The organism is Mesorhizobium sp. CAU 1732 (assembly GCF_039888675.1).
In the GTDB taxonomy this organism is placed as follows: domain Bacteria; phylum Pseudomonadota; class Alphaproteobacteria; order Rhizobiales; family Rhizobiaceae; genus Aerobium.
In genome coordinates this window covers 217,435-243,349 of the sequence record NZ_JBDQQR010000003.1, presented here as the reverse complement: position 1 = coordinate 243,349, position 25,915 = coordinate 217,435, and the positions used below count along the sequence as shown (strand labels likewise).

General features: G+C 65.4%; 20 protein-coding genes. 1 reads left to right on the top strand and 19 read right to left on the bottom strand.

What is annotated here, in order from left to right; translation table 11 throughout:
- Nucleotides 1-54 precede the first annotated feature (54 nt).
- Nucleotides 55-1,869 carry an adenylate/guanylate cyclase domain-containing protein gene (locus AAFN55_RS22775; protein WP_347801272.1) on the bottom strand — a complete coding sequence of 605 codons (1,815 nt, stop codon included), beginning with the start codon at nt 1,867-1,869 and terminating at the stop codon, nt 55-57.
- Nucleotides 1,869-5,519, bottom strand: coding sequence for a FecR domain-containing protein (locus tag AAFN55_RS22770; RefSeq protein ID WP_347801271.1), 3,651 nt, complete (start codon nt 5,517-5,519; stop codon nt 1,869-1,871). The genes AAFN55_RS22775 and AAFN55_RS22770 overlap by 1 nt, the downstream gene beginning before the upstream one ends.
- Nucleotides 5,520-5,659: 140 nt before the next feature.
- Here AAFN55_RS22770 and AAFN55_RS22765 point away from each other — a divergent pair, with 140 nt between their 5' ends.
- A complete protein-coding gene (locus AAFN55_RS22765) occupies nt 5,660-6,211 on the top strand; it encodes a Pycsar system effector family protein (protein WP_347801270.1) in 552 nt (183 codons plus the stop codon).
- An 11-nt stretch (nt 6,212-6,222) separates the two neighbouring features.
- Here the strand turns inward: AAFN55_RS22765 and AAFN55_RS22760 are convergent, their stop codons facing one another.
- From AAFN55_RS22760 to AAFN55_RS22680, 17 genes are all read right to left on the bottom strand, one after another.
- Complete coding sequence (locus AAFN55_RS22760) at nt 6,223-7,308, bottom strand: DUF1513 domain-containing protein (RefSeq protein ID WP_347801269.1); 1,086 nt, start codon at nt 7,306-7,308, stop codon at nt 6,223-6,225.
- Nucleotides 7,298-8,347 carry an imelysin family protein gene (locus AAFN55_RS22755; protein WP_347801268.1) on the bottom strand — a complete coding sequence of 350 codons (1,050 nt, stop codon included), beginning with the start codon at nt 8,345-8,347 and terminating at the stop codon, nt 7,298-7,300. Before AAFN55_RS22755 ends, AAFN55_RS22760 begins: the two co-directional genes overlap by 11 nt.
- Nucleotides 8,347-9,792 (bottom strand): di-heme oxidoredictase family protein, encoded by a 1,446-nt coding sequence (locus AAFN55_RS22750; RefSeq protein ID WP_347801476.1) that lies wholly within the window; start codon nt 9,790-9,792, stop codon nt 8,347-8,349. Before AAFN55_RS22750 ends, AAFN55_RS22755 begins: the two co-directional genes overlap by 1 nt.
- 105 nt (nt 9,793-9,897) lie before the next feature.
- On the bottom strand, nt 9,898-11,142 hold the full coding sequence (locus tag AAFN55_RS22745) for an imelysin family protein (RefSeq protein ID WP_347801475.1): 1,245 nt from the start codon (nt 11,140-11,142) through the stop codon (nt 9,898-9,900).
- A gap of 173 nt (nt 11,143-11,315) precedes the next feature.
- Nucleotides 11,316-12,929 carry an isochorismatase family protein gene (locus tag AAFN55_RS22740; RefSeq protein ID WP_347801267.1) on the bottom strand — a complete coding sequence of 538 codons (1,614 nt, stop codon included), beginning with the start codon at nt 12,927-12,929 and terminating at the stop codon, nt 11,316-11,318.
- 9 nt (nt 12,930-12,938) lie between these two features.
- The gene (locus tag AAFN55_RS22735; RefSeq protein ID WP_347801266.1) at nt 12,939-13,787 is read right to left on the bottom strand and encodes an N-acyl homoserine lactonase family protein; all 849 of its coding nucleotides are present in this window, start codon (nt 13,785-13,787) and stop codon (nt 12,939-12,941) included.
- Nucleotides 13,788-13,831: 44 nt separating this feature from the next.
- Nucleotides 13,832-14,713: an amidohydrolase family protein gene (locus tag AAFN55_RS22730; protein WP_347801265.1), complete on the bottom strand. Its 882-nt coding sequence runs from the start codon at nt 14,711-14,713 to the stop codon at nt 13,832-13,834.
- The gene (locus AAFN55_RS22725; RefSeq protein ID WP_347801264.1) at nt 14,710-15,828 is read right to left on the bottom strand and encodes a VWA domain-containing protein; all 1,119 of its coding nucleotides are present in this window, start codon (nt 15,826-15,828) and stop codon (nt 14,710-14,712) included. Before AAFN55_RS22725 ends, AAFN55_RS22730 begins: the two co-directional genes overlap by 4 nt.
- Before the next feature lie 256 nt (nt 15,829-16,084).
- Nucleotides 16,085-16,966 carry a MoxR family ATPase gene (locus tag AAFN55_RS22720; RefSeq protein ID WP_347801263.1) on the bottom strand — a complete coding sequence of 294 codons (882 nt, stop codon included), beginning with the start codon at nt 16,964-16,966 and terminating at the stop codon, nt 16,085-16,087.
- 176 nt (nt 16,967-17,142) lie between these two features.
- Nucleotides 17,143-18,168: a molybdopterin cofactor-binding domain-containing protein gene (locus tag AAFN55_RS22715; protein ID WP_347801262.1), complete on the bottom strand. Its 1,026-nt coding sequence runs from the start codon at nt 18,166-18,168 to the stop codon at nt 17,143-17,145.
- 1 nt (nt 18,169) lies between these two features.
- Nucleotides 18,170-19,846, bottom strand: coding sequence for a molybdopterin cofactor-binding domain-containing protein (locus AAFN55_RS22710; RefSeq protein WP_347801261.1), 1,677 nt, complete (start codon nt 19,844-19,846; stop codon nt 18,170-18,172).
- Nucleotides 19,847-19,850: 4 nt separating this feature from the next.
- Nucleotides 19,851-20,336 (bottom strand): (2Fe-2S)-binding protein, encoded by a 486-nt coding sequence (locus tag AAFN55_RS22705; RefSeq protein ID WP_347801260.1) that lies wholly within the window; start codon nt 20,334-20,336, stop codon nt 19,851-19,853.
- A 2-nt stretch (nt 20,337-20,338) separates the two neighbouring features.
- A complete protein-coding gene (locus AAFN55_RS22700) occupies nt 20,339-21,157 on the bottom strand; it encodes an FAD binding domain-containing protein (protein WP_347801259.1) in 819 nt (272 codons plus the stop codon).
- On the bottom strand, nt 21,157-21,618 hold the full coding sequence (locus AAFN55_RS22695) for an SRPBCC family protein (protein ID WP_347801258.1): 462 nt from the start codon (nt 21,616-21,618) through the stop codon (nt 21,157-21,159). The genes AAFN55_RS22700 and AAFN55_RS22695 overlap by 1 nt, the downstream gene beginning before the upstream one ends.
- A gap of 8 nt (nt 21,619-21,626) precedes the next feature.
- Nucleotides 21,627-22,064, bottom strand: a complete 438-nt coding sequence (locus AAFN55_RS22690; RefSeq protein WP_347801257.1) for an SRPBCC family protein — start codon at nt 22,062-22,064, stop codon at nt 21,627-21,629.
- A 9-nt stretch (nt 22,065-22,073) separates the two neighbouring features.
- Nucleotides 22,074-25,028, bottom strand: coding sequence for a flotillin domain-containing protein (locus tag AAFN55_RS22685; RefSeq protein ID WP_347801256.1), 2,955 nt, complete (start codon nt 25,026-25,028; stop codon nt 22,074-22,076).
- A gap of 54 nt (nt 25,029-25,082) precedes the next feature.
- Complete coding sequence (locus tag AAFN55_RS22680; RefSeq protein ID WP_347801255.1) at nt 25,083-25,913, bottom strand: phosphoenolpyruvate hydrolase family protein; 831 nt, start codon at nt 25,911-25,913, stop codon at nt 25,083-25,085.
- Between the last annotated feature and the right edge of the window lie 2 nt (nt 25,914-25,915).

Below are 25,915 nucleotides of genomic sequence, written 5' to 3'. Positions count from 1 at the left end.
GGGACGGTGTCGGTGGCAGATCGGCTGGCCGCCGGAAAATACGGGCACAAGCACTCAGCCGGCGGCCCCATCAGGAGACAGCGCGCCGACCGCATAGATCGGCGTGGCCTCCGATCGGCCCTTGACGGCGATGCGATCGAGCTCGGTCAGGGCAAACCGCCCCGCAACGAGGCCGGCTGTTTCCGGGCCGACGATGACCGGTACGCCATAGTCACGGGTCTTGCTTTCGAGACGTGCCGCGAGATTGACGGCGTCTCCCAGCGCGGAATAGTCGAAGCGCAGTCTTGAGCCCATATTGCCGACGATGCAGTCGCCGGTGTTGATCCCGACGCCGATACCGAGGCGGATCACGTCGTCGCCGGGCTGCGCTTCGGCGGCCAGTTCCTCGTTGAGCGCCACAAGCACGCCTTCCATGCGCAGCCCCGCCGCCACGGCCTTCGCGGCATGATCGGGTTCGTCCAGGGGCGCGTTCCAGAACGCCATGATGCAGTCGCCGATATATTTGTCGATCGTACCGCCTTCTTCGAGAACGATGCGCGACAGCGGGTCCAGAAGCCGGTTGACGATGTTCGTCAGCCGTTCGGGATCGTCCTTCATGCGCTCGGCGAGTGTGGTGAAGCCGCGCACATCGGCAAACAGAACCGAGAGCGTCCGCCGCTCGCCGCCCAGCTTGAGCTGTGTCGGATCGCTTGCGAGGCGATCGACAAGGATCGGCGACAGATATTGCGAGAAGGCACGCACGATTTCGCGCCGTTGCCTGCTTTCCGCGGCGTAGTCCCAGGCGCTTTGCGCCGATGCGACCAGAATGAAGGCGAGGGCAGGGGCGACCGGCGGCATGTAGAAGCGCGCGCCGTGCAGGAGCAGAAAGCTGCCGGTGACGAGCAGGGCGAGAGCGCCGAGCCCGATGACGAGGGTCTTTCTGCCGCTGCCCCGCCAGACTGCGAATGCGGCGAGCGCAATTGCGACGACTACGCCCAACAGGCGGATCGGCTCAGGCGCCGGCTGGATCAGCACCCCGGGACGCAGATTGTCATAAAGCGTCGCTTGGATTTCCGCGCCGGCGACGAGCCTGCCGGTGCTCCAGGTGTGGGACGTCGCATAGGCGTCCGCGCCACCTGCCGCGATCGTCGGTGCGTTCTGGAGGCTCAACCCGACAATCACGATCCGGTCGCGAAAGGTGTCGGGCGGCAGGAATTCCGGGGGATCGAGCGCCTGATAATAGCTGACGGTTTGGTATGTCCGGGCCGGGCCGTAGACCTGAACCAGGCCGGACGCCGCTTCGCCCGCTTCTCCGCTTGCAATGCCGCGCAACCGGCGCGCAAAGCTGTCGGGATAGGCCGGCATGCGGCGCAGCGTGCCGTCGCCGTCGAGCGAGATCGACGCGATGCCGGGGACGGCGCCGGCGTCCGTGAGGGCCGCCAGCGGTTCCACGCGGATGAGTTGCGAGGATTGCGGGGTCTCCACGAAGGTCTCGTCGGCGGCCAGAACGATTTCTGGTCCCATGACTGCTGCGAGGGCGGCATCGGCCTGCGGCCGCGTCGGGTCGGCGAAGATGATGTCCATGCCGATCGCGCGCGCGCCAGCCGCCCGCAGGCTTTCGATCAGGCGCGCGTGAAGCTCGCGCGGCCACGGCCATTGCAGCCCGATTTCCGCCAGCGAGGATTCGTCGATGGCGACGATGATCGGCGCGTCATCGGGCAGAGCGGGCATGCGGAGCGTGGAGAGAATGTCGAAGGCCTGGGCCTCCACCATCCGCCACGGAGGCGTCCGGGTGAGAGGTAGCAGCACAAGCATCGCAACACAGCAGAGGAAGGCCATCACAACCCGGCGATTGCCGAAGCTGCGCCGCCACGGCACGGGAACCGGCATTAGAAACGAACCTTGAGCGATCCCGTGAAGGTGCGGCCCCAGCCGGGGATCTGCGTCTCGACCTCGAAGGTTTCATCGAGCAGATTGTATGCGCCGAGTTCCAGGGCGAACCGCTTGTCGAAGGGTTCCCAGGTCGCGAAGGCATCGACGGTCCAGTAGGACGGCAATGCCTCCGTTTCCGATCCAAGCCGCTCGCCGATATAGGTTCCGGCTAGCGTCAGTTTCACGTTCGACGGGTGGACGAAGGTGGCGCCGATGCGTGCCGAGGTTTCGGGAACGAACGGCAATGCGAGGCCAAAGCCGGCGCTCGTCGGATCGAGATTGCGCGATTGCGCGATTGCGATCGTGCCGAAGACCCCAAGGCCGTAGCCCAGCCGAACGTTGGCCGTGGCGCTGACCCGGTCGATCCGGCCCTCCGACAGGGAATAGGATGCAAGCCCGGCCGGCGTGGATATCGAGAGGCCGTCGAGTTCCTGATGCTGGTAGTCGAGCGAGGTGAAGATGCGGTCCGTCCACTCGGCATTCCAGCGCGCGGCGAAGGTGTCGGTCAGGCCGCCGATATCCATCGGCGCCTGGTTGGGTTGCAGACCTGCAATGCCTATGGGCGACAGCGTCGTCTCGTTGATGCCGTTGGTTTCGCGCATGAAGCCGGTGGTCAGCCAATGGCCGTCGAGCGGAGACCATGAGAGGCCCACACGCGGCTCCAGGCGCTGGATGTCGAGGTCGCCCGCAAGGTATGTGCCGAAAAGTGCGGCCTCCGCCCGGAGATCGGGGCGGATCTCCCATATGCCGTCGAGGTAGGCGCGCGCGAAGCGTGCATCGACGGCCTGCGCGTCCGTGGTCGTCGTTATGCCTCCGCCGGTGATCACGAGTTCGGTGGTGGCCTGGGTCTGCGTGAGCGAACCCGCCTCGACACCGTAGCGCCATGCCATGTCGCCGGTCGAAACCGTGTGGTTCAGTGCCGCCAGATAGGTGCTTTGCGTGAATTCGCGATCCGTATCCAGAAGGGCAATCGGCACGGAAGCCAGGTTGAAGAGGATGCGGCGCTCGGCACTGGACTGATCGACATCGGACGCGAAGACGGCCGCGTTGAGGACGTTCTCGTGGCCGAAGGTGTGGCTCCATCCAAGACCGCCGCGGATGCTTTGTCCGGCGATATCGCGGTTGTAGCTGACGGGAAGGATGGAGAGTTCCACGCCGTTTGACAGCGACGGTTTCGCCCGGTCGATGTCGGCATAGGCAACGACACGATCGTTGGGCGTCGGACGCGCCGTGAGATAGCCGATACCGCTGACGAGATCGGACGACAGGTCGAAGGCGGTGTAGGGAATGGGGGTGCCCGGCTCGATGCGCTCGCGGAATTCGTCGCTTCGGCGCGTGGTCAGATTGCCATACAGGCTCCACGGTATCGGGCTCGTCGCAAAGGCCTGAACCTCGGCGTTTGCAGTCCATCCCTTGCCATTGTCGGAGCTGATGAAGCCGCCGCCGAGCGCGCCCTCGACGAAGGGCCGGCTGAAGAGATTTGCGCTGCGCGCGCGGCCGGAAATCAGCTCCGGCGAGAACATCAAACCCTGGAAGAGCGAGGAAAAGCCGTTCGAGGTCGTGCCGGGGTCCACCGGCTGCACGCCGGGTTCAAGGCTCGTCGCGAACGGATCCGGGCTTCCCGAAACGGCCTGGTCCACGAGTGCCGACCCCGAGAACGGGCTGAAGACCACGTCGCCATAGAAGCGGCCCCACGCGTCCAGCCCTTGCAGACGAAACGCGCTGCCAAGGAGCGAGCCGGCTTCGCGGTTGGCGCTGAGCCCCGCATAATCGCCGCCGCGCGCACGCGAGCGCCGCACCGTCTCCTGGGCGTTGTCGATCGCCGCTTCCGCGTCGTAGTCGTCGATCGCGATCGCAGCCCGCATCGACGCGGTGACGGGATCGTTCGGATCGAGCCGTTCCGCGTTGCGGATCGCCTGATCGGCGGGCTCGCGATCGCCGGATTCGTAGTGGGCTGACCCGAGGAGCAGGACGCCCTGCGCATAAGCGGGGTTCGCCGTCGTTCCGGCAAGGAGGTCGGCGCGTGCCTTGTCCATCTCGCTGGTCTGCAGATGATAGCGGCCGCGCGCGATCAGCGCGAGGTCGAAGGTCGGGTCGACCTCCATCGCGCGATCGATCATCGCCTTGGCTTCCTTTATGCGATCCTGATCGAGGTAGAGAATCGCCAGATTCGCATAGGAAACCGGATCGGCGGGGTCGAGCGCGATGGAGCGTTTCAGAGCCGCTTCGGCTTCCCGGTTCGCGTCGCGCGCGCTTTGCAGGAGCCCAAGCGCATTCCAGATCGAGGTGGAGCCGGGCGCGAGAGCCGCCGCGCGGTTCAGGTCGTCGAGCGCGCCGTCCAGATCGCCTTCGACGTCCGCGCGGTAATTCGCGCGCGCCTCAAGCGCGGTCGGATTTTCGGGATCGAGCCGCAATGCGCGCTCGATCGCTTCGCGGACCTGAGCGCGATCGTCCATGAGAAGCGCGAACTGCGCCCGGACGGCGGGAAGGGACGGATCGTCCGGATATCGTGCCTCGGCGCGTATCAGCACATCGATGGCGGCAGTGATGTCGCGCAGAAACCCTGCCGCGTAGGCATCGGCCAGCGCGCCATAGGGGCCGTCCACGGCGGCAGGCGGGTCTTCGGCGTGCTTTGGGTCAGCCAGCGCGCGCGCGAAATATCCGCCATAGGTCGCGATCGAGCGACGTTGCGAATCGAGCGCGGGAAGGGCGCGGGCGAACAACGCCGCCGCGTCCCGATAGCGCTGCTGGCTTCCCGCGATCATCGCTTCGACCAGATCGAGGCGTGCGCTTTGGGTCTCCGACAGGCGCTGCCGGCGCGCTGCCGTCACGGCGATTTGCGCCTCTTGCCATCCCTTGATCGACAGCGACGTTTCCGCCAGCGAGACCCAGTCCTCGGCGCTGCGCGCGGATTCATCCAGTGTCTCGACACGCGTTTGCGCGCCGCGCATGTCGCCGATGCGAAGCGTGGAGGCGGGCAGGAAGGTGAAAGCGTTGCGTAGCGTCAGGTAGTAGAGCATCTGCTCGCGGTCGTCGGGATTGACGATCACCACCTTCGTCGGTGCCTGTCCGATGCGGGCGACGGCGGACTCGCCGGCGGACACACTGACCGAGCCGAATTCGTTTGCAAGGTCCACATTGCCGTCCAGCACGATCAAAGACGTGCGGTCGCCGTCAACGTTGAGCGAAAAATCGGTGCCGCGAATGGCAGCCGCAGCGGCGGGGGTCTCGACCGTCAGGCCGATGCCGCCGGTTTCGGCCCGGCCCCAGACCGAGCCGCCTTCCAGGCCGAAGACGCTGTCCGACGTGTCGCCGACCCTCTTGACCAGAAGTGTGGTGTTGCGACCCAGCCGCAATTGGGTTCGGTCGGAGAACAACACCGCAAGATGGCCGATCGCGTTGGTGCGCAGCACATCGCCGGCCAGCAGGTCCTGCGAGACATCGACGGTGCGCCAGTCCCCGACATCGATGAAGCGCACTTCCTCGCCGGATTTGCGCGCGATGACGGAGCCGGCCGCCTGCGTACCGCGCGGCAGGATATCGGCGAACGCCATCGACGTCCCAAAAGGCACGAGTACCGCAAGAAGGGCCGCGAGTGGCACACGCATTACAATGCCCAGAAAGAAAAGCCGGAAACGGAACTAGAGCGAAGCAATATCGCGAGTCAAGATGCACTTGATAGAGGGTCTGCGTTGTATCATTACTGTTGCACGCCGATCATAAAATACCGCTCGGGACTCCTATATCCGTGACAGAAAAAGCAGTTGATCATCTTATTTCGGCAAGCGTTTCAGATGGCTCTCTCGAAGCCATTGTGGAGAGGGGTCACTATCTGGATCACCTCAAGAAGGTGAACGACGTCTACTACGACCAGATCAAGATCGCCGATCAGAAGGCGGCCTATATATTCACCTTCATGCTTGCGTTTTTGATCTCTTCAGCGGAAGGCAGGGGCGTCTTCAGCATCAAGCGCTATATGAACGAGGCATGGCTGCCCGTTTTCATGTCCGGCCTGATGGCGATCGCCGTGCTCTGTTCGCTCATCGCCGCGGTGCTGGTCGTGCTTCCGCGAAAGGCGTCCGCTGGAACGTCGCTCTATTGGGGCGCATGGCCCGCGAACCGCGCGCGCTTCATCGAAGCCGACCGAACCGGCGATCCCGAGTTTCTGACACGCGAATATCTCGGCAATGTCGATGCGCTGGCTGCCATCGCCCGCAAGAAATTCCGCTTCGTCGCCCTGGCGTTTCGCGGATTGCTGGCTACCGTCGTCGCGTACGTCCTGCTTCTGACGTTCGGATAGGCGTTTGCCCGTCAGATGCGGCGCAGATGGTTGTCCCATGCGGGGGCCGACGCGCTTTCCGGCCTGATCTGTCGTTCGGCGGTCGCTTCGAGATCGCTGATCGCGCCGCGTCCGCTCGTTGCCAGTACGTGACTTGGGGCGAGCGGCGCAACGCCGCAGCCATCGGCGAGATGACGGTCGCCGAGGTGGCGCCCGGTGGCGGCATCCCAGAACGCGATGATGCCGCCGCGCGGCGATGAGGTTGCGATGATCTCGCCGGCGTGGTCGATTGCCAGCGACCCGACATAGTTCTCGAGTGCCCGCAGCGTCTCGCGCGGGCCGGGGAACAGCTCGGGCGGCGCGCCGCGCCGATGCCGGCCCACAAGCGGCGGCCGATCGGACGGATCACCCTCGAACTGGCAGCCGAACCACACCGCGCCGGCTGCGTCGATCGTCAGGTGGCGGATGGAAAGCTGGTGCAGCTCCGGGGCGAGCGTCACAGTTTCCGCGATTTCGTCGCTCGCAAGGTCGATGTAGGTCAGGCTCGGCTTCATCGTGCCGAGATTGAGTTTCACGCGGTCGTAGTCCGGGTGGGTCAGGATGCCGCCATTCGCGACGCAGGCGGTGCGGCCATCGGGCATCAGGACGATCTCGTGCGGGCCGATGCCGCCCGTCTCGAACTCGCCGATGCGGCGATAGCCGTCGCCGACGACATAGACGCCGGTCACGCCGTGGCCTGCCTCGTAGGCGCTTTCGCTTGCGAACATCAGGCGGCCGTCCGGCGAGAATATGCCATGGCCGAAGAAGTGGCGGCCTTCCGCAGCAATAATCGGCACGGGTTTGCTTTTGCCGTCGATGTCGAACGCGACGGCGTAGCGGCCCGGCGATCGGGCGAACGCGACTGCGCGGCGCCGGGGCGCGTCGATGGCGAAGGAATGGCCGCGCTCCTCGACCGGGAGAACCAGCCGGTCCTGTCCCGCTGCGTCGATGACTGCGACCTCGTAGCCGCCCCCGTTCATTCGCGCGCCGAGGAACAGGGCGTCGTCGGCAAAGGCAGCGCCGGGTGCGAGTGCGGCGGCGCCGGCAAGCGTCAGGAAGGTTCGGCGATCAATCTCCATCGAGCGCGTTGAACCCCATTGTCAGACCCAGTGCGGCGGCGAGTTCCTCGGATACGAGATGGCCCGCATGATCGATCGCGATGTCCGCAAATCCGATGCGCGCGCGCTCGCTGCCGAAGGCGGTTTCCGCAGGTTCCGCGATCTCCCCCAGAACCCGGATCGTGCTGTCGAGTTCGAAGCGGATGGAATCCGCGATGAAGCGCGTGTCCTGGGGCAATGTCTGCGCGTAATTGGCGGCCGCGAGCAGGTCGCGCGCGCCCTCAAGTTGCGCGGCGACGAGGCCGAAACTCAGATCGCTGCGCCACAAGGGCGCGCGGCGGCCATTGGCGGCATCCACATCTTTTCCGAGTGCGGGCTGGAGTTCGGCCGCGCGGACGAACTGGAAGATGGTCGCGAGTGCCTTGACGATCTCGCCATCGACTTCGCCTGCGGTGCGATAGGGCTCGGTGTCGGCGGATGGCATCTCGAAGGCGCGGCTGAACGCGGTGTCGGCAGCCCAGCCCTGCATTGCATCCGTGCTCATCGTCGCGATGTTGACCGCGATCGCATGAGCGAAGGTGCAGCGGACGTCATGCCCGGTGCGCGCAAGGTCATCGGAACTAGTGCCGAAAAGCACGAACTCCAGCGCGGGCAACCCCTGAAGCGCGACGCTTTTGCCGGCGATGTCTTCAGGCGTCGTTCCGCCATCATCCGCTGCCAGCGCTGCCTGCACTTGCTTCAGCGCGGTGCCGCGCGGATCCGGCCAGAAGAACAGCCGTTCGAAGCGGTTGTCGGCGGCCAGCGGCCCGAACCGCAGCACGCTTGCGCGACCGAATGCGCGAACGAGGTCTCCAAATTCGGCGCGCGTCTCATCGAGATTCGTCTGTGCCGGTGCGACGCACAGCGCTTCGACGCTGGAGGCTGTCTCCTGAGCCGTCGTCGCCAAGGCCTCAAGAGCTGGACGGGCGAATGTTTCGGCAACGGCCGTGCCGGGCCCAACTTGAGCGAAGGCGGGAAGGGCGGTGATCGCCGCGATCAGAAACACGGTCAGTCGAACCATCAGAGCGACTCCAGAAATCGAAGAAGGGCGTCGCGCTCGGCCTTCGGCGACGCCGCGAAAATATCGCGGGCGCGCTGTGCCTCGCCGCCGTGCCACAAAATGGCTTCGGTCAGGCTACGCGCTCTGCCGTCATGCAGGAAGCCCGCTTCCGCGCTGACCCGGGACGCGAGGCCGATCCCCCAGAGAGGCGGCGTCCGCCACTCGTTTCCGTCGGCCAGGCCTTCGGGTCGTCCGTCGCTCAACCCGTCGCCCATGTCGTGAAGCAACAGGTCGGTGTATGGCCAGATCAACTGGAAACGCTGTGCTTCGTGGCCGGCCGCGCGGCTGGTGACGAATTTCGGGATGTGGCAGGCAACACAGCCGCTTTCGTAGAAGACCTGCTTGCCCGCGAGCACTTCCGCGTCGTCATGATTCCTGCGTGCAGGCGGCGCGAGGTTGCGCGAATAGAAGACCACGAAGTCGAGCAGGTCGCGCGGCACTTCCTCGTCGCCCATCGCGGCTTGCGCGCCGTGCGGCATCGCCCGGCATTCCGTCTGCGCCTGCGTGCACTCGCCCCAATGGTCCGGCGCTACCGGGCTCGACAGGCCCATGTCGCCGGAAAAGGCATGCGCGGTCTGTTGCTCGACGTTGGGTTCGACCGCCTTCCAGCCGAAGCGGCCGATGGTCAACCCGCCCTTGCCGTCACCGACCATGTTGGGCCGGCCAGATATTCCGTCGCCGTCGGAATCCTTCGGGTCGGAAAGCGCAAGAATGTCCGCCTCGTGAATCGCTTCGAGCAAGCCCATGCCGGCCATCGCGGGAGCGACGCGCGCCGAGGTCATCAACTCGGGCGGCAATGCGCCGTAGCCCGGATTGGCGATCTGGAGCGTCGGCTTGCGCAAGGTGAAGACCTCGCCGCCGGCCAGCGTGACGGGAATGTCCTCATAGGTGATGTGGACCTTGCCTTCCGGTTTAAGGCCGGCGGCCGCGTTGTCCTGCAATTGCAGCCCATAGACCGGGTGCGGCGCGGCGGGGAGGCGGCCGGCGGCGATCGCGGCAGCCTGTTCGTCGTTGGACGGAACGGACAACCGGACGAGGAGCGAGGTCGCGTCAGCACCCGTCGCGAGCGGCGCGTGGCCCCTTCCATCCTTGATGTGGCAGCCCTGGCAGGAGCGCGCGTTGAAGAGCGGCCCGAGCCCGTCCGATGCCTGGGTCGAAGAGGGTGCCGTCACCCAGTCCTTGCGAAACAGGCCGTTGCCGACCAGAAAACGCTGCTGGTCGTCGAAGCTCAGATTCTGCGAGGGGTGGGACAGGGCGTTGGCATCGCCCACCTTTCCAGTGGTCGCGGCCCCGCCCTGCTTTGCCTCGAAGCGCTCGGGCGCGGTGAAATCGTCCGTCGGGTGCGTGACCTTCTCAACGCGCGCGCTATCCTCAGGCGAGAGATCGTCGCGCGCAGGAGCGACCATCGCGACAGCACCGGTCGCGACAATGCAGAGAGCCAGTAGGGCCAGTCTTGGCTGCATTCGTCAGTGCGCTCGCCAGATCGATCCGCCGAGGCGCCCGCCCATCCCTTACTTGAAGACTTCGTCGGGGTTGTCGAGACTGTCCGAACCCTCGATCGTGACGTCGCTGACGCTCAGGGCCGCGATCACCCGTTCCAGCGAGCGCGTCTGCGCGACCAGCCCGTCGATGACTGCCTGGACGACTGCATTGCCCTCGGTATTGCCTTCGCCGATCATCTGGTCGTAGGCCTCGCCGCCTTCGGCACGCGCCTTCAACGCCTCGGCAGCCTTGACGGTCTCTGCAAGCTTCGCTTCCATCTCGTCGGCGAGTGCCGCGTCCTTCTCGCGAACCAGGCTGGCCACGCTGTCGCCTTCGACTTTCGATCCGTCAATGCGCGTGTAGCTGGCGTTGTAGACGTTCCGGATGCCGAGAACGTCGTAATAGTGCGAATTGTGCGTGTTGTCGGAGAAGCAGTCGTGCTCTTCCTCCGGGTCGTGAAGCATGAGGCCGAGCTTCATGCGTTCGCCCGCAAGCTCGCCATAGGAGAGAGAGCCGAGGCCGGTGAGGATGGCCGACAGGCCCGCCGCTGGCTCGCCATCGGTGAGTGCCTTGCGCGCCGCGCCGTCGTCCTGCCAGTTGGCGACCATTTCCTCGAGGTCTGTGACGAGCAGTTCGGAGGCCGCCGCGAGATATTGCGCCCTGCGATCGCAATTGCCGCCCGTGCAGGCGTCGACGCTGAAGTCGGTTGCCGGCCGGTTGCCGGCGCCTGCGTCGGTGCCGTTCAGGTCCTGTCCCCAGAGCAGGAACTCGATCGCGTGATAACCGGTCGCGACATTGGCCTCGATGCCGCCCACTTCCTGAAGGGACTGAATGGTCTCGGGCGTGATGGTGGAGGCGTCGATCGTCTCGCCGCCGGCGCTGATGCTGGCATTGGCGATGACGTTGACGACGTAGAAACCGTTGGTGTCGGACTCGGTGCCATAGCTGGCATCGACATAGTCGATCAGGCCCTCGTCGAGCGGCCAGGCGTTCACGCGGCCTTCCCATTCGTCGACGATCGGATTGCCGAAGCGGAACGCTTCCGTCTGCTGATAGGGAACGCGGGCCGCAAGCCATGCATCGCGCGCCGCCTTGAGCGTGGCGTCGGTCGGGCCGGCGATAAGAGCATCGATCGCAGTATCCAGCGCCTTGGCGGTCGTGAGGCTGTCCTCATAGCCGGCAAGCGCGATATCCGCATAGGTCTCGAGGATGGAAGCAGGCTCCGCGGCTTGCGCGTGGGAGACGAAGCCAGCGACGATAAAGCCGGCAAGCATGCCGGCTGATGCGACTTTCATGGGAGTATCCTCGGCCTATCGTGGGTCGCGGGCCGCCGCTTCGCGGCTCCGGATCGTCCACATCTAAGCCGGATAGATTGCACCATTAAAGAAGATAATCAATGTCAACTTTCATGGTGGGGATCGTCACGTTTCGTGATGATGTTGGGATATCACCCGGACCGGGTATCGCCGTAGTCGCTGCCCGATCCGGTCCCGCCGATGGCTTTCAGGACCTCGTCGCACGTCGTCACGGCCGCGACATTCTGCATCGCGTAGTCGATCGAGGCGCGGTGCCAGTCGGCATTCATGGTCGAGCAGCAATCCTCCGGGATGATCATGATGTAGCCCTTGTCCGCGCCGGTGCGCGCGGTGTGCTCGATCGACATGTTCGTCCAGGCGCCGGTCTCGATGATGATGTCGCGGCCTTCCGCCTTGAGGATCGTCTCCAGCGTCGTGCCTTCCCACGCGCTCATGCGCATCTTGGAGACGACGTGATCGCCGGGTTTCGCCTCCAGTCCGGGCACGGGTTCGGCACCCCACGTGCCTTTCATCAGCGCGTTGGAATCGATCACGCCCTCGAAGAGGGGGGCGTTGAGCGTCAGGCCTTTCGCGCCGTTCGGCACCTCGAACCAGACATGGATGATGGGAACGCCCGCTGCGCGACAGCCTTCGGCAAGCTTCCTGATGTTCTCGATCGCGTTCTGCTCGCGGCAATGTTGCGGCGAACCGGAACTGGCGAATGCGCCGTTTTCCATCACCACGTCGTTTTGCATGTCCTGGATGACAAGCACGCATCGGCTGGGGTCGAGCGGCATCGAACCGTCTCCGCTTGAGTGGTTTGAGGGTGCGCGCGCCGAGGACGCCTGCGCGCGGGTGCGCATGAAGGGTTCATTCCGCGGACCGATCTTCACGTCAACGGCATAGACCGAGGTCGACGCGCAGACGAAGAGCGTGCGCCAGTCGTCGCCGCCCCAATGCAGGTTCGCTGGCAGTTCCGGGATGGAAACCTTGCCCATCAGCTCGCCCGCAGGCGTATAGACCCAGACACCGCCGGGTGCGGTGACCCAGACATTGCCCTCGGCATCGCATTTCATGCCGTCGGGCACGCCCGGCCGCATGCTGTCGCGCAGGCCGGACGCGAACATGCGCGGGTTTGCAAGACTGCCGTCTGCCTTCACGTCGAAGACGCGGATGTTGCACTGGTCGGTGTCGTTTACGTAGAGCAATGTCTCGTCGGGCGAGAAGCAGAGGCCGTTCGGCTGCGTGAACAGATAGCGGTCCACGAGAAGCTGAGGCTCCGCATCGCGGCTGCCCGGCGCGATGCGATAGACGCCCTGAAAGCCGAGTTGCCGCGGCCGCTCGACGCCGAAACGCGGCATGCGCCCGTACCACGGGTCGGAAAAGTAGATCGAGCCGTCGGAACGCACGCACAGATCGTTCGGGCTGTTGAGCTCGCGGCCCTCAAAATGCGAAGCCAGCACCTCACGGCTGCCATCCGGCCGGAAAAGCACCACGCAGGACGTCGCGTGTTCGCAGGCGAGCAGGTTCAGCTCGGCATCGTAGGTCAGGCCGTTGGCCTTGTTGGTCGGCCGCAGAGCCTCGCGCACGCCGCTTTTGTCCCAACGCCGGCGCACGTCGCCCGGCATGTCGGAGAACAGCAGGTGCTTCTCGACCGGATGCCAGATCGGGCCTTCGGTGAACCCAAAGCCCGATCCGACCTGCCTGACCGGAGCATGCTCGTCGACCAGCTTGCGAAACTCAGGCCTCACCGCCTCATGCGCCATGGCCGTGTCCTAAACCGGAAACCAGTTGCGCTGCGGCACGGTCTGGCTGATCGGCCCCGGCACCGCCATGTCGAGACGCCCGACGATGCGGCCGTTCTCGACCTTGGCAGGCTTGTCATGCACCGGCAGCAGGAATTTCGACCCGTTGAGCAGCTTCTTGATCGCGGCCTTTTCGGCCCGTTTGGAGCCGGAATGGTTGCCGGTCACCTGCGGTTCGTTCAGCGAAATCTGGTGAAATGGGTCCACGATCTGGTTCTGGATATCGTAGATGACGTCGCCGCAGATGGTGGCGCGGCCCTCGGCCGTCTCGACATGCACGTTCATCGAGCCTTCCGTGTGTGCGTTGGCGGCCTCCAACACGACGCCGGGAATGAGTTCGACCGGACCGGACAATTCGAGATCCTCGAATTGCAGCGCGTTCGGCGTATGCAGCCGCTCGATCAGGTGCATGATGTCGGGCTTGGGGTATTGCGGATGCATCAGGCCGGAGACCGAACATTCCATCTCGCGGCGATTGACCACGACCGTCGTGTTCATCGGGAAGTGATCGTCCTTTCCGGCATGATCGATGTGCAGATGCGTGTGGCAGATGTAGCGGACGTCGCCGGGCTTCACGCCGTGGCGCGCAAGCTGGTTCTCGATCATCTGCTCGTGGAATTGCAGTCCGCGCATGCCAAGGATTTCCATGATCGCGTTGTCGCGGAAGCCGGTGTCGACCACGACCGGGTACTGCCCGCCGAGGATCAGGAAGCCGTAGGTGTAGACGCGCGCGGTGCGCCCGCAATTGCGGCCGAGAACGAGAAAACTCGATTCCAGCTCGATGTCGCCATAGTCGAGAACCTTGATCTCCAAAGCCATTTCGCGTCTCCTTCCTGTGTTCCCCGGTTCGTTTCGACTGGCTGCTAGAGCCGGTAGACCCGCTTTGCCGTGTCGTAGAAAATCGCCTTTTGCCGGCCCGCGCTCAGATCGTTCGCAGCCCGGAGAAACGCCTTCGTCAGTTCGCCATAGGTCGTCCAGAGCTTCTCGATCGGGAAGTTCGAGCCGAACAGGCAGCGCTTCGCGCCGAAGATCGCGACCGTGTCGTGCAGGATGCGCTCGATGTGCGCGGCATCGTTGCGGTGGATGAACGTGCCGAAGCCCGACAGCTTGGAAACCACGTTGTCGCGCTTCGCCAGCAGCTTCATCTGCTTCTTCCAGTAGGCGCGGCCGTCGTCGGACAAATCCTCCGGCATGCCCGCATGCTGGAGGATGAACGTCACTTTCGGGCAGGCATCGATCAGTTCGCAGGCGCTTTCCATCTGGCTTGCGAAGACCTGCAGGTCGAACGCCCAGCCATAGTCGGCGAGGTAGCCCACATTGCGCTGAAGGTCCTTGTCGCGGCAGATGTCGTGCGTCTTGGCGAAGCGGTATTGCGGGTTCTGGTGATAGTGCAGTTGCTGGCGGATGCCGCGCATCAGCGGATGCTTCGCAAGCTGGTCGAGGGCCGGGCGCGCATCGCGCACCATCATGTCGCAATAGCCGACGATCGCGTGCGGCCAGCCTGTGCGCCCGGCGGTCTCCTGCACCCACGCGACTTCGTCCGCCGCCCAGTTCGGTGCCCAGTTGGTCTGGACATAGACCGATTTCTCGACATTCGAGCCCGAAATGTCGTGGAGGAATTCCTCGATCGGGTAGTCGCGCTTGATCGCGTCATACTCGCCGAAGATGCGCGGCTGTGTCGGTCCGAGCAGCCAGGGAAGATCGGCCTGCCGCCAGATGTGATGGTGGGAATCGATGATCTTCATGCACGCAGTCTCCGTTCAAAGCCAAGCACCTCGCCGCAGACGCTCGCAACGCTCGATCCGTCTCCCAGGCGATCGATATGCGGCAGCACGGATTTGAGCGCGGCCGTCTCCACCGCGTATCCGTCCTCGCCGGCGAGGGGGGACAACCACAGCACCGCCCAGGCGTGGCGATCGAGGCGTTCCATGGCGTCGGTCATGGCCGTGTGGTCGCCGCGTTCCAGGCCGTCGGACATCACGATGCACAGCGCGCCGCGTGCCGCGCCGGCGAACCGTGGCACGGACAGGAACGCCTGCAACGCATCGCCGAGGCGCGTGCCGCCGTCCCAGTCCGCCACCAGCGTTGACGCCAGAGCGAGCGCCTGATCGGGGCTGCGGCGGCGCAGCGCGCGCGTGATGCGCGTCAACCGCGTGCCGAGCGTGAAGACCTCCAGCCTGTCGGTCGCCTGCGCGAGCGTGTGTGCAAAACGGAGATAGAGATCGGTCTGGTTCTTCATGGAGCCGGAGACATCGATCAGCAGCAGGATACGCCTGCGCCGGTCCCTGCGCTGAAGCACCGGCAGGCGAACCAGCTCGCCATCGCGCCGCACCGCCTCGCGCAGTGCGCGCCGCATATCGAGCCTGCCGCGTCCCTTGGACGGCGCGAGCCGGCGCGACTTGCGCCGCGGAAGGGCATTGGGCGCCTGGCGACGAAAGCGCCGAAGCGCTTCGTTTTCGGAGAGGCCACCGAACTGCCGTGCGAATAGCCGCTCCGCACCGGTGGGAGCGCCGCCGGATTCTTCCATTTCGTCGGTCTCGGGAGGCTCCTGGCCTCCGTCGCGATCGTCGAAGGCCTCCAACTCCTCCTCATCATCCATGTCGCTCGTGGTGGACGCCGCGACCGTCTGGCCCAGGAAGACGAGGCGGAAGATCGCGTCGAATTCCTCGCGGCGCTCGGGCGCGGGGCCGATCGTGGCGAGGGCCGCGCGGTGGATGTCCTCCATCGAGCGCGGACCGAGCAGGCCCACGGCGGCGACGAAGGATTGCGTCTGTTCGGGTGCCACCGAAAAATCGTTAGCGCGCAGGAGAGCTGAGAACTGCATGAAGGGCAGGAGCGGGCGGGGTAGGGCGTCGGTCATGCCACGCGCTCCCGGACGATATCGATCCCCGTCCGTGCCAGGCTTGCCTGTGCGACGCGAACGTAGTGGAAGTTCGGCATCTTTCCATACCCCCACCCCTTACCCCTCCCCACAAGGGGGAGGGAGTCGTCAGCGTGAGCACCCCGCGTCCCGACATCGCACTTGGCGCAATCGATGCAGAATATCCCTCCCCTTTGTGGGGAGGGGTAAGGGGTGGGGGTATCTGCGGATACCGATAGACAGCCGGACGAGCACCTCATGCCGCGACCCCGCGCAGGATTTCGTCCAGCCGGGGCTCCATGAACATCATGTCGTCCTGGTCCTTCAGCGCGACGCCGATGGCGCGGCGGAAGGCGCTTGGCCATGGCGCGCCCTGCTCGTGGAGCAGCGTCGCCGCCTCCGCCCATTCCACCGTTTCGGCCACGCCGGGCGGCTTGGCGAGCGGTTCGCGGCGCAGCGCGCCGACCGCCTCGACCACGCGACGCGCCGTGTCATGCGCGACCTGGCTCGCCCGCATCATGACGATCTCGGCCTCGCGGGCGGGCTCCGGGTAAGAAATCCAGTGGTAGACGCAGCGGCGGCGCAGCGCCTCGTGAAGCTCTCGCGTCCGGTTGGAGGTCAGCACCACGACCGGATGCTCCTCGGCGCGGATCGTGCCACGCTCGGGAATCGAGATCGAAAAATCGGACAGGAATTCGAGCAGGAACGCTTCGAACTCGTGGTCGGCGCGGTCGATTTCGTCGATCAGCAGCACCGTGTCGCGCGGGTGGCGCAAGGCCTCCAGCATCGGGCGCTCGATGAGGAAGTCGTCGCCGTAGATGTTCACATATTCCGCGCCGGCCTGCCGGATCGCCAGCATCTGGCGCGGGTAGTTCCACTCGTAGAGCGCATGGGCGGAATCGATGCCCTCGTAGCATTGCAGGCGCACGAGCTGGCGCCCGAGGATCGAGGCGATCGCCTTCGCGCCCTCCGTCTTGCCGACGCCCGGCGCGCCTTCCAGCAACAGCGGCTTGGCCAGCGCCAGCGCCAGATAGGCCGTCGTCGCAAGGCTGTCGTCGGCAAGGTACTGCGCGTCGCGCAGCGCGATGGATAGCCTGTCGGGGCTGTCTATGCCGACGATGGAGCGCCTTATCGGCATGGGGGGCTCCCTTCCTTCTCCCCGTTTACGGGGAGAAGGTGCCCAAAGGGCGGGTGAGGGGCAGCGCCGACATTGCGAGGGTCGCGCTGCCCCTCACCTGCCTGCCGGCACCCTCTCCCCGTAAACGGGGAGAGGGGACCTCTCGTCACAGCCTGTGCTCGCCTTTTCGACATCCTTCAATTCCGCTTCGCCTGCGGCCGCGCGCCGCCATTCGCCCGTATCCCGCGCAGGATTTTTTCCGGCGTGATCGGCAGGTCGTCGATGCGCACGCCGACGGCGTTGAACACGGCGTTGGCCATGGCGGGCAGCACCGGGTTGGCGCACATTTCGCCCGGACCTTTGCCACCGTAGGGGCCATCGGGTGCAGGGCGCTCGAGGATCGCGATGTTGTGGGGCGCGATGTCACCGGGGCCGGGCATCAGGTAGTGGTTGAAATCGAGCGGGCCGTGGTCGCGTTGCGGGTAATAGGGCTCCGTCGTCTCCCACGCGGCATGGCTCATGCCCATCCAGGCGCCGCCGATCAACTGCTGCTCGACAAGGCGCGGGTTGAGCGCGCGGCCGAGTTCGTAAGCGCTGTTCATCTCGACGACGGCGATCTCGCCGGTCTCGTCATCGACGTCGATATCGACGATCAGGGCCGCGTGGGCGAAGCACGACACGGGCGTCATCTCGCCGGTGTCCGCATCCACCTCCGACAGAGGGATCAGGAAGATGCCGCGGCCGGAGACTGTCCGCCCCTGCTTGAACTGCGCCGCGCCGCAGGCTTCGGCGGTGGTGATCGTCTTCGACGGCGCGCCCTTCACGTGGATGTTGCCCTTGCCGTCGGTGACGAGGTCGGCGGGATCGACTTCCAGCTCCTCGGCGGCTGCTTCCAGCATGACCGCGCGGGCTTCCTGCGCCGCCTGGATGACGGCGTTACCGACGCGGTGGGTGCCGCGCGAGGCGAACGAACCCATGCAGTGCGGGCCGGTGTCGGAATCGGCGGTGTCGACATACACGTCCTCGACCGGCACGCCGAGCGTTTCGGCCGCGATCTGACGGGTGACGGACTTCATGCCCTGTCCGAGGTCGATGGAGGACAGCGCCACCATGAACTTGCCGCCGGGATTGGAATGAACCAGCGCCTGGCTGGGGTCGCCACCGAGATTCATGCCGATCGGGTAGTTGATGGAGGCAAAGCCGCGTCCGCGATGAAGCGTCATGTCAGCGTCTCCTGAAGCCGGAGATGGAGGAAAAGCGCGTCGTTCGCCGCTGCTCGGCAGGTGCGGCTGGCGGCGGCGAGGCACTGGGCGGCGGGGTGTATGTCGAAGCAGGTTGCGGCTGCGGGCGAGGTGGCTGCTCGTAGCGCGGCGTCACAGGCGCCTGGTCATGACGCGGCATGGAGGGCTGCGGCTGCGCAGGCGACTGCGATTTCTTGTTGCCCTGCGCATAGCTGCCGGCGGAATAGCCGGTGACCATGCCCTTCTGGTCGAGCACCGTGTGCGCCGGCATCTTCGCCCGCTCGCCCCCGCCATCGCGCAGCGACGATGCCTGCCTTGCCTGCTGGCTCAGCGGCCATTTGGACTTCTCGGCGGCCACGTGGCAGCACTCGATCAGCGCCGTGTTCTTGGCGAGCCTGCGATGCGCCTTCATGTCGCCGTCGCGATAGGCGTTGAGGATGCGCAGTTCGATCGGGTCCATGCCGACCGCGATCGCCACCTTGTCCATATGCGCCTCGATGGCGAAATCGACGCCGGTGATGCCGAAGCCGCGCATTGCGGTCGCGGGCGTGCGGTTGGTGAAGACGCAGTAGACGTCGGCATAGACGTTGGGGATCGTGTAGGGGCCGGGCAGGTGGCCGACGCCCTTGATGATCGCGTAGCTGGAGAGGCGGGTGTATGCGCCGGAATCGAAGTAGCCGGTGAATTTGCGGGCGACGATGCGCCCGTCATTCATCACGCCGTCCTTGAGATACCAGCGTTCCGCGCCGCGCGGCGCGCCGACCTGCATCTCCTCGGCGCGGTCGAACATATATTTGCACGGCCGTCCGGTCAGCATCGTGCCGAGTACCGCGAGCGGTTCGTGCAGCGAATCCACCTTGCCGCCGAAGCCGCCGCCCACCGTGCCGCCGATGAAGTGGAGGCGGTTCGACGGGGTCTTCAGGAGCTTCGACGTCGTGTCGAGCGAGAAGAACAGCGCCTGCGTCGAGGTATAGACCACGAAGCGGTCGTTGGTCTCGGGCGCGGCGATCGCGCCGCACGTCTCCGTCGGCGCCTGCTCGATCGGCGACATCTGGTATCGGCCTTCGATGATCTTGTCGGCCTGCGCGAAGCCGGCCTCAACATCGCCGAAGCGCAGCTTCTGGTGGTCGTATTTGCCGTGATAGACGAAGAGGTTCTTCGGATATGTCTCGTTGACCGACGGCGCGCCGGGCTTGATCGCCTCCTCGACGTCGAGGACGGGCGTGAGCTCTTCCCATTCCACGCGCACCTTGGCGACGGCGTCGCGCGCCTGCCGCTCGGTGTCGGCGATGACGGCCGCCACCGGCTCGCCCTTGTAGGCGACCTTCTTGTCGGAGAGCAGCGGCTCGTCGTCGAGGCCGAAATCGAGCAGGCTGAGCAGCGTGTTCAGATTGTGCGGCACGTCCTTGCCGGTGACGATGCGCACGACACCCGGCATCCGCTCGGCCTCCGACGTGTCGATCCTGCGGATGCGCGCGTGGTGATGCGGGCTTCGCACGCAGCGAATGTGCAGGAGCCCGTCGAACAGATGGTCGTCGTAATAGGGCGAGCGGCCGGTCACATGGCCGAGCGCATCCTGCCGCTGGGTCGGCTTGCCGATCTCGTTGAGATTGTCGTCTCGCTCGTCGGCGAAGTATTCCTTGCGGAACTCGATGGACATGCTGTCACCCGTAGCTGTGCGCGCCGCGCGACTTGGCGGCGTCGAGGATCGCGTTGATAATCGGCTCGTAGCCGGTGCAGCGGCAGATGTTTCCCGAGATCGCCTCGACCACGTCCTGCCGCGACGGGCTGGGGTTCTTGTCGAGAAGCGACTTCGCCGCCATCAGCATGCCGGGCGTGCAGTAGCCGCACTGCGCCGCGAAATTTTCCATGAAAGCGGCCTGCAACGGGTGAAGCTGGTTGCCCGTGGCAAGCCCCGCCGTGGTCGTGACCGTCCGACCCTCGGCGTTCTCGGCCAGCGTCAAGCATGACAGATGCGGGTCCCCGTCGATGAGGACCGTGCAGGTGCCGCATGTTCCCTGGCCGCAGCCATATTTGGGCGTCAGGTCGCCCACGCCGCGCCGCAGCACGTCGAGCAGGTTCTGGCCGTCTTCGACGAACACGGCCTTCTCGGCGCCGTTGAGGTGAAAATGGAGGGGTTTCTTGGCCATCTCTATCTCCGCTCCGCTGTCAGCAGCCGCTTCAGATGCACGCCCGCGACCTCGCGGCGATACCAGGACGAGGCGAGCGAATCCGTCGGCGGATCGAAGCCCTCGGTTGCGGCCGCCGCGGCGCGTTCGATGGTGGCGGCGTCGAGGGTCTGGCCCTCGAGGATGCGCTCCACAGCGGTCGCCCGGATCGGCGTCGGCGCCATCGCGCCATAGGCGACGCGCGCGCCGGTGATCCGGCCGCCGGACTGGGGCAGGAATGCCGCGATCGACATGACCGACACGCCCTTCGGCTTCACGCGGCTGACCTTTGCAAAGCGAAACGCGGAGGCGTCGCGCGGGCGGGCGACCGAGATCGACTGGACAAGGACGCCGGCGTTGCGGTCACGATCGCGCAGGAACTCGTCGATCGGCATGCCGCGGCCGGACTGTCCGGCGAGGTTGAGCGTCGCGCCGAGCGCGAGGAGCGCGGCGGTGAAATCGCCATAGGGGGAGGCGGCGAAGAGGTTGCCGCCCACGGTCGCCATGTTGCGGATCGCCGGACCGCCGATCACGCGCGCAACCGGTGCGAGGAAGGCCAGATCGCGATGCGCGACGATCGCCGCCATCGTGACGCCCGCGCCGAGCACCAGGTTTTCTCCTTCGATGCGGATGTCGCGGAAGGACGCGTCGCGCAGGCGGATGATCGTCTCGAAGGACTGGTCGGCCTCGTTGACCGCGCGCATGACGAGCGTGCCCCCGCTGAGAAACCGCGCGGAGCGGCTGGCGGAGAGCGCGCGCGCCGCGTCCTCCGTCCGGTCGTAGGTCTCGACTTTCACCGGCATCAAACCCCTCCACTAGACGCGGGCGCAAGCCCCATGAATTCGCGGACGGCGCGGAAGCCGCCTTCGTAGATGTCCTCGCCGACCTGGCGCTGCAGTTCGGCTTCGCGGCCGGGCGGTGTGTCGAAGCGCGATTCCCAGTGCCAGAAGGTCATGTCGCCATCGGTGACGGGGATGAGCCGCACGTGGGCCACGTAGTTCAGAAGCGGGATCGGCGTATCGAGCAGGCAGTAGCTGAAGGCCATGTCGATGTCCGAAAGCGCGAGCAAATGTTCCCGCAACTCGGACCCGTCCGCGAGATGGAAACGGCGAACGCAGCCCACCTTGTCGGAGGAGAGCCCGCGTTCGATATGGCTGTCCGCCACGGCGGGATGCCACCGGTCGTGGCCGTTGAAGTCGCGCAGGACCTCCCACACGGCCTCGACCGGCGCTTCCATGATCGTGCTCTTGACGATCTTCACCATGGTGCCGTCTATCTCGCAAAATGTCGTTTGAGCGCGTCGAAACCGGCCTGGAAGACGTTGCCGCCGATGCCGGCGACGAGATCATCCCCCTTGTCCTCATCGCACTCGAACTCGGCCGTCCATTCGCCGAATGTGCGGTTCCCGTCGGTGATGGGCGTCAGCCTTAGCGTGGCGACGTAGTCGGTCAGCGGCATCGGGCTCTCGAGGATCGCGTAGGTGCAGAACATGTCGTAGTCGGACAGGCCGAGCAGCTTTTCGCGGATGCGGTCGCCGTTCTGAAGGTTGAAGTCGCGCACGCAGCCGACCTTGTCGGACGGTTCGCCATTCTCGATGCGGCTTTCGCGGATGCGCGGATGCCAGCGGGGCAGGGCGTTGAAGTCGCGGATGCGCTCCCAGACCTTGGCAGGCGGCGCGTCGATGACGCTGGAGATGAACACTCTCGGCATGAAACGCCCCTATTTCTTCTTCGAGCCGGATGGCGTGTTGCCGTCGCCCGAACCGCCGCCGCCATCACCGGAACCGCCTTGCGGCCGCGATTGTTTCGACGCCTCGCTCGCGATGCGCTGCATGTCGGAGGCTTCGCGGATCAGGCCGCCCTGCTTGGAGAGGTTGCCCCCTTCGATGCCGATGTCGGCCAACAGGCTGTCGACCAGCGGCGCCTGCACGCGGTAGCGCAGGGCCGAGTTGATCACCTCGTCGGTCATGTTCCCGCGCTCGCCGCCATTGCCGCCGCCGAAGCCGTCCAACTGCATGATGCGGATGTCGTTGATCTTCTCCAGCGGCTTGACCGATGCGGAGACGATGCCCTCGACATGCTCGAGCAGCTTGCGACGGAAGAGCGAGTGACGCGCCGGATCGGTAAGCACGTTTTCCGCCTCGTTGAGCAGTTTCTGCGCCTCGGCCTCGACTGCGCGCCGGACCTTTTCCGCGTCGGCGGCGATCTTCGCCTCCTGTGCGCGCTTTTCCGCCATCACCACATCGACGCTGCGGCGGCGATTGGCTTCCTCGGTCTCGCGCGTCGTCTTGACGCGTTCCTCGGCCTCGGCAGCGTGGGCACGGGCGACGTCGGCTTCCGCGCGCGCCGCGGATTCCTCCAGCGACTTCTTGTAGAGGACGATGGCCTTTTCCATCTGCGCCGTCTCGACATTGCGCTCGCGCTCGACTTCGAGGCGCCTGCGCTCCGTCTCGTGGCTGATGCGGGCTTCGTCGATACCGCGTTCCGACGCGATCCGGGCGCGTTCGATCTCCTCCTTCGAGGCGATCTCGGCTTCGCGCAGCGCCTGGACCCGTGCGATTTCAAGCTGCTCGATGGAACGCTGGCGTTCCAGTTTCGCTGCGTCGACAGCCTGCATGCGCGACACGTCGGTCTTCTCGACATCGCGCTGTGCGGCGATCTCGGCCTGTCGAACCTTGGCGTCCGCCTCGGCGCGCGCGCTCTTCTTGGCGGCAAGCTCGATGGCGCTGGTCTGGTCCGCATCCTCGACGGCCCTGCGGCGCGTGATGTCGGAGACTTCACGTTCCTGCTGGGATGAAATGCGTTCCAGTTCCAGCGCGGTTTCCATCTCGATGCGCTGGCGTTCGACGGCGTCGCGACGGCGGATATCGATCGTCTCGATTTCCTTCTCGCGGTCGATCTCGCGCTGGCGCGTTTCCTGTTCGGCGGCGATGCGCTCGAAATCGAGCATCTTCTTCTGCGCGATCCGCGCGGCTTCGACCGCCTCGTCGGCTGCAACCTGTGCTTCGTCCAGCACCTTGTTGCGGTCGATCTCGCGGCTGCGGATTTCGACCTCGGAGGCGAGACGCTCGGTGTCCACCTTCATCGTCTGCGCGATGCGTTCCTGGTCGATGCGCGATTCCAGATCGATGCGCGCGGTTTCGACGCGTTCGCGCGCCGCGATGTCCGCCTCGTCGACGGCGCGGTTGCGGGCGATCTCGCGCTCGCGGGTTTCCTGCTCGTAGGAAATCCGCTCGGCCGCCAACTTCTTCTCGCGCGCGATCTTTGCGGCTTCCGTCGCCTGCTTGGATGCGATCTCGGCCTCTTCGAGCACGCGCTGGCGCTCGATCTCCAGGGTGCGGATCTTCCGATCCGTCTCGATGCGCTCCTCGTTGGTGTTCGCGGCTTCGAGGATGCGCAGTTTCTCGGTCGCCTCGCGTGCGGCGATTTCCGCTTCGTCGATGGCGCGGCTGCGTTCGATTTCGCGGCGGCGAATGCCTTCCTCGTTTTCGATGCGGGCGCTGGCGACTTCGCGCTCCTGCGCGATACGGGCCTTCTCGGTCGATTCCTTTGCCGCGATCTCGGCGTAATCGACATCGCGCTGGCGCGTGATTTCGCGCGTCTGCGTCTCCTGTTCGTTGACGATGCGCGCTTCCTTGATCGCGCGTTCCTGCACGATGCGCGCCTTTTCGATCTCCTCGCGGCTCGAAATCTCGACGGCGTCGATGGTCTTCTGCCGTTCGATCTCAAGGCGGCGAATGTCACGCTCCGACGCGATGCGGGTTTCGGCGATCGACTGCTCGTTGGCGATGCGGGCGCGCTCGATCGCCTCGCGGGCGGTGATCTGCGCGCTCTCGGCTTCTGTATCGCGCTCGGCGCGCTCGCGTGCCAGTTGCGCGCGCTGATGGGCGCGGCGGAACTCGACGTCGCGTTCCTGCTCAAGCCGTGCTTCTTCGCTCGCGCGCTCGATTTCGAGCGACTGCTTTTCGGCTTCGAGGTTGCGGGTGCGGATCTGGATCATCGCGCCCTGTTCGATGTCGTTGCGCAGCGTGCGGCGCTCCTCGATGTCCTTGATCAGCGAGGTGAGACCTTCGGCATCGAAGCGGTTCGACGGGTTGAAATATTCCAGCGCCGTCTGGTCGATGTCGACGATGGCGACCGATTCCAGCTCCAGACCGTTGCGCGACAAATCCTCCTGGGCCGCTTCGCGGACGCGGGCGACATAGACGCCGCGCTGCTCGTGCATCTCGCCCATCGACATCTCGGCGGCGACGGCGCGCATCGCGGATTCGAATTTGCCGACAAGGAGTTCGTGCAGGTTCTTCGCATCCAGAGTCCGGCGGCCGAGCGTCGATGCGGCGACCGAGACGGCCTCGCGGGTGGGGCGAACGCGGACATAGAACTCGGCCTCCACGTCGATGCGCATCCGGTCACGCGTGATCAGCGCCTGATCCTTGTTGCGCACGACTTCGAGCGCCAGCGTGTTCATGTTGACCGGCGTTATGTCGTGCACGATGGGCCACACGAACGCGCCGCCGTCGATCACCACCTTCTCGCCCAGGAAACCGGTTCGGACGAACGCGATCTCCTTGGTCGAGCGGCGGTAAAGCCACGTCATCACCCAGAAGACGATGGCGATGACGATTACGGCCGCGATGAGCCATAAAATGAGCTGACCTATGAGCTGTCCGGTCATATCGATCCCTCCCACGAAGGCGCCGTCGTCACGAATGTCGGTACGGTCGGCATGTCATTTCCCGCTGATTTGTTTGAACTGCCGCGTCTGCTCGGTGAGCGCGATTTCCGTCGGCAGCCGCTCCATCGAGGAGGCGCCGTAGAAGCCGTGGCAGTTGGTGGTGTTCTTGAGGATGAAGTTCGCATCGGCCGGCATGGCGACCGGGCCGCCATGGACGAGCACCATGATGTCCGGCCTCACCTTCAGTGCTGCCTCGGCCCATGCCTCGACGAGGGCGGGGCAGTCGTCCAGCTTGAGCGCGGTTTCCGCGCCGATCGAGCCGCCGGTCGTAAGTCCAAGATGGCACACGATAATATCGGCGCCGGCTTTTGCCATCGCGGCAGCGTCGTCTTCGTTGAAGACGTAGGGCGTTGTGAACATGTCCTTGCCGTGCGCCTTGGCGATCATGTCGACCTCCAGCGCGTAGGACATGCCGGTTTCTTCGAGGTTGGCGCGGAACACCCCGTCGATCAGGCCGACGGTGGGGAAGTTCTGCACGCCTGAGAAACCGATCCGCTTCAACTCGTCGAGGAAGACATCCATGATGCGGAACGGATCGGTCGCGTTGACGCCCGCAAGCACCGGCGTGTGCTTCACGACCGGCAGCACCTCGCGGGCCATGTCCACGACGATCTGGTTCGCGTCGCCATAGGCGAGCAGGCCGGCCATCGAGCCGCGACCGGCCATGCGGTAGCGGCCGGAATTGTAGATGACGATCAGGTCGATCCCGCCCGCTTCCTCGCATTTGGCGGACAGGCCGGTGCCCGCGCCGCCGCCGATGATGGGCTCGCCGCGCGCCTTCATCGCACGAAACTTCTCCAGGAGTTTTGCTCGTTCTATCGCCATTG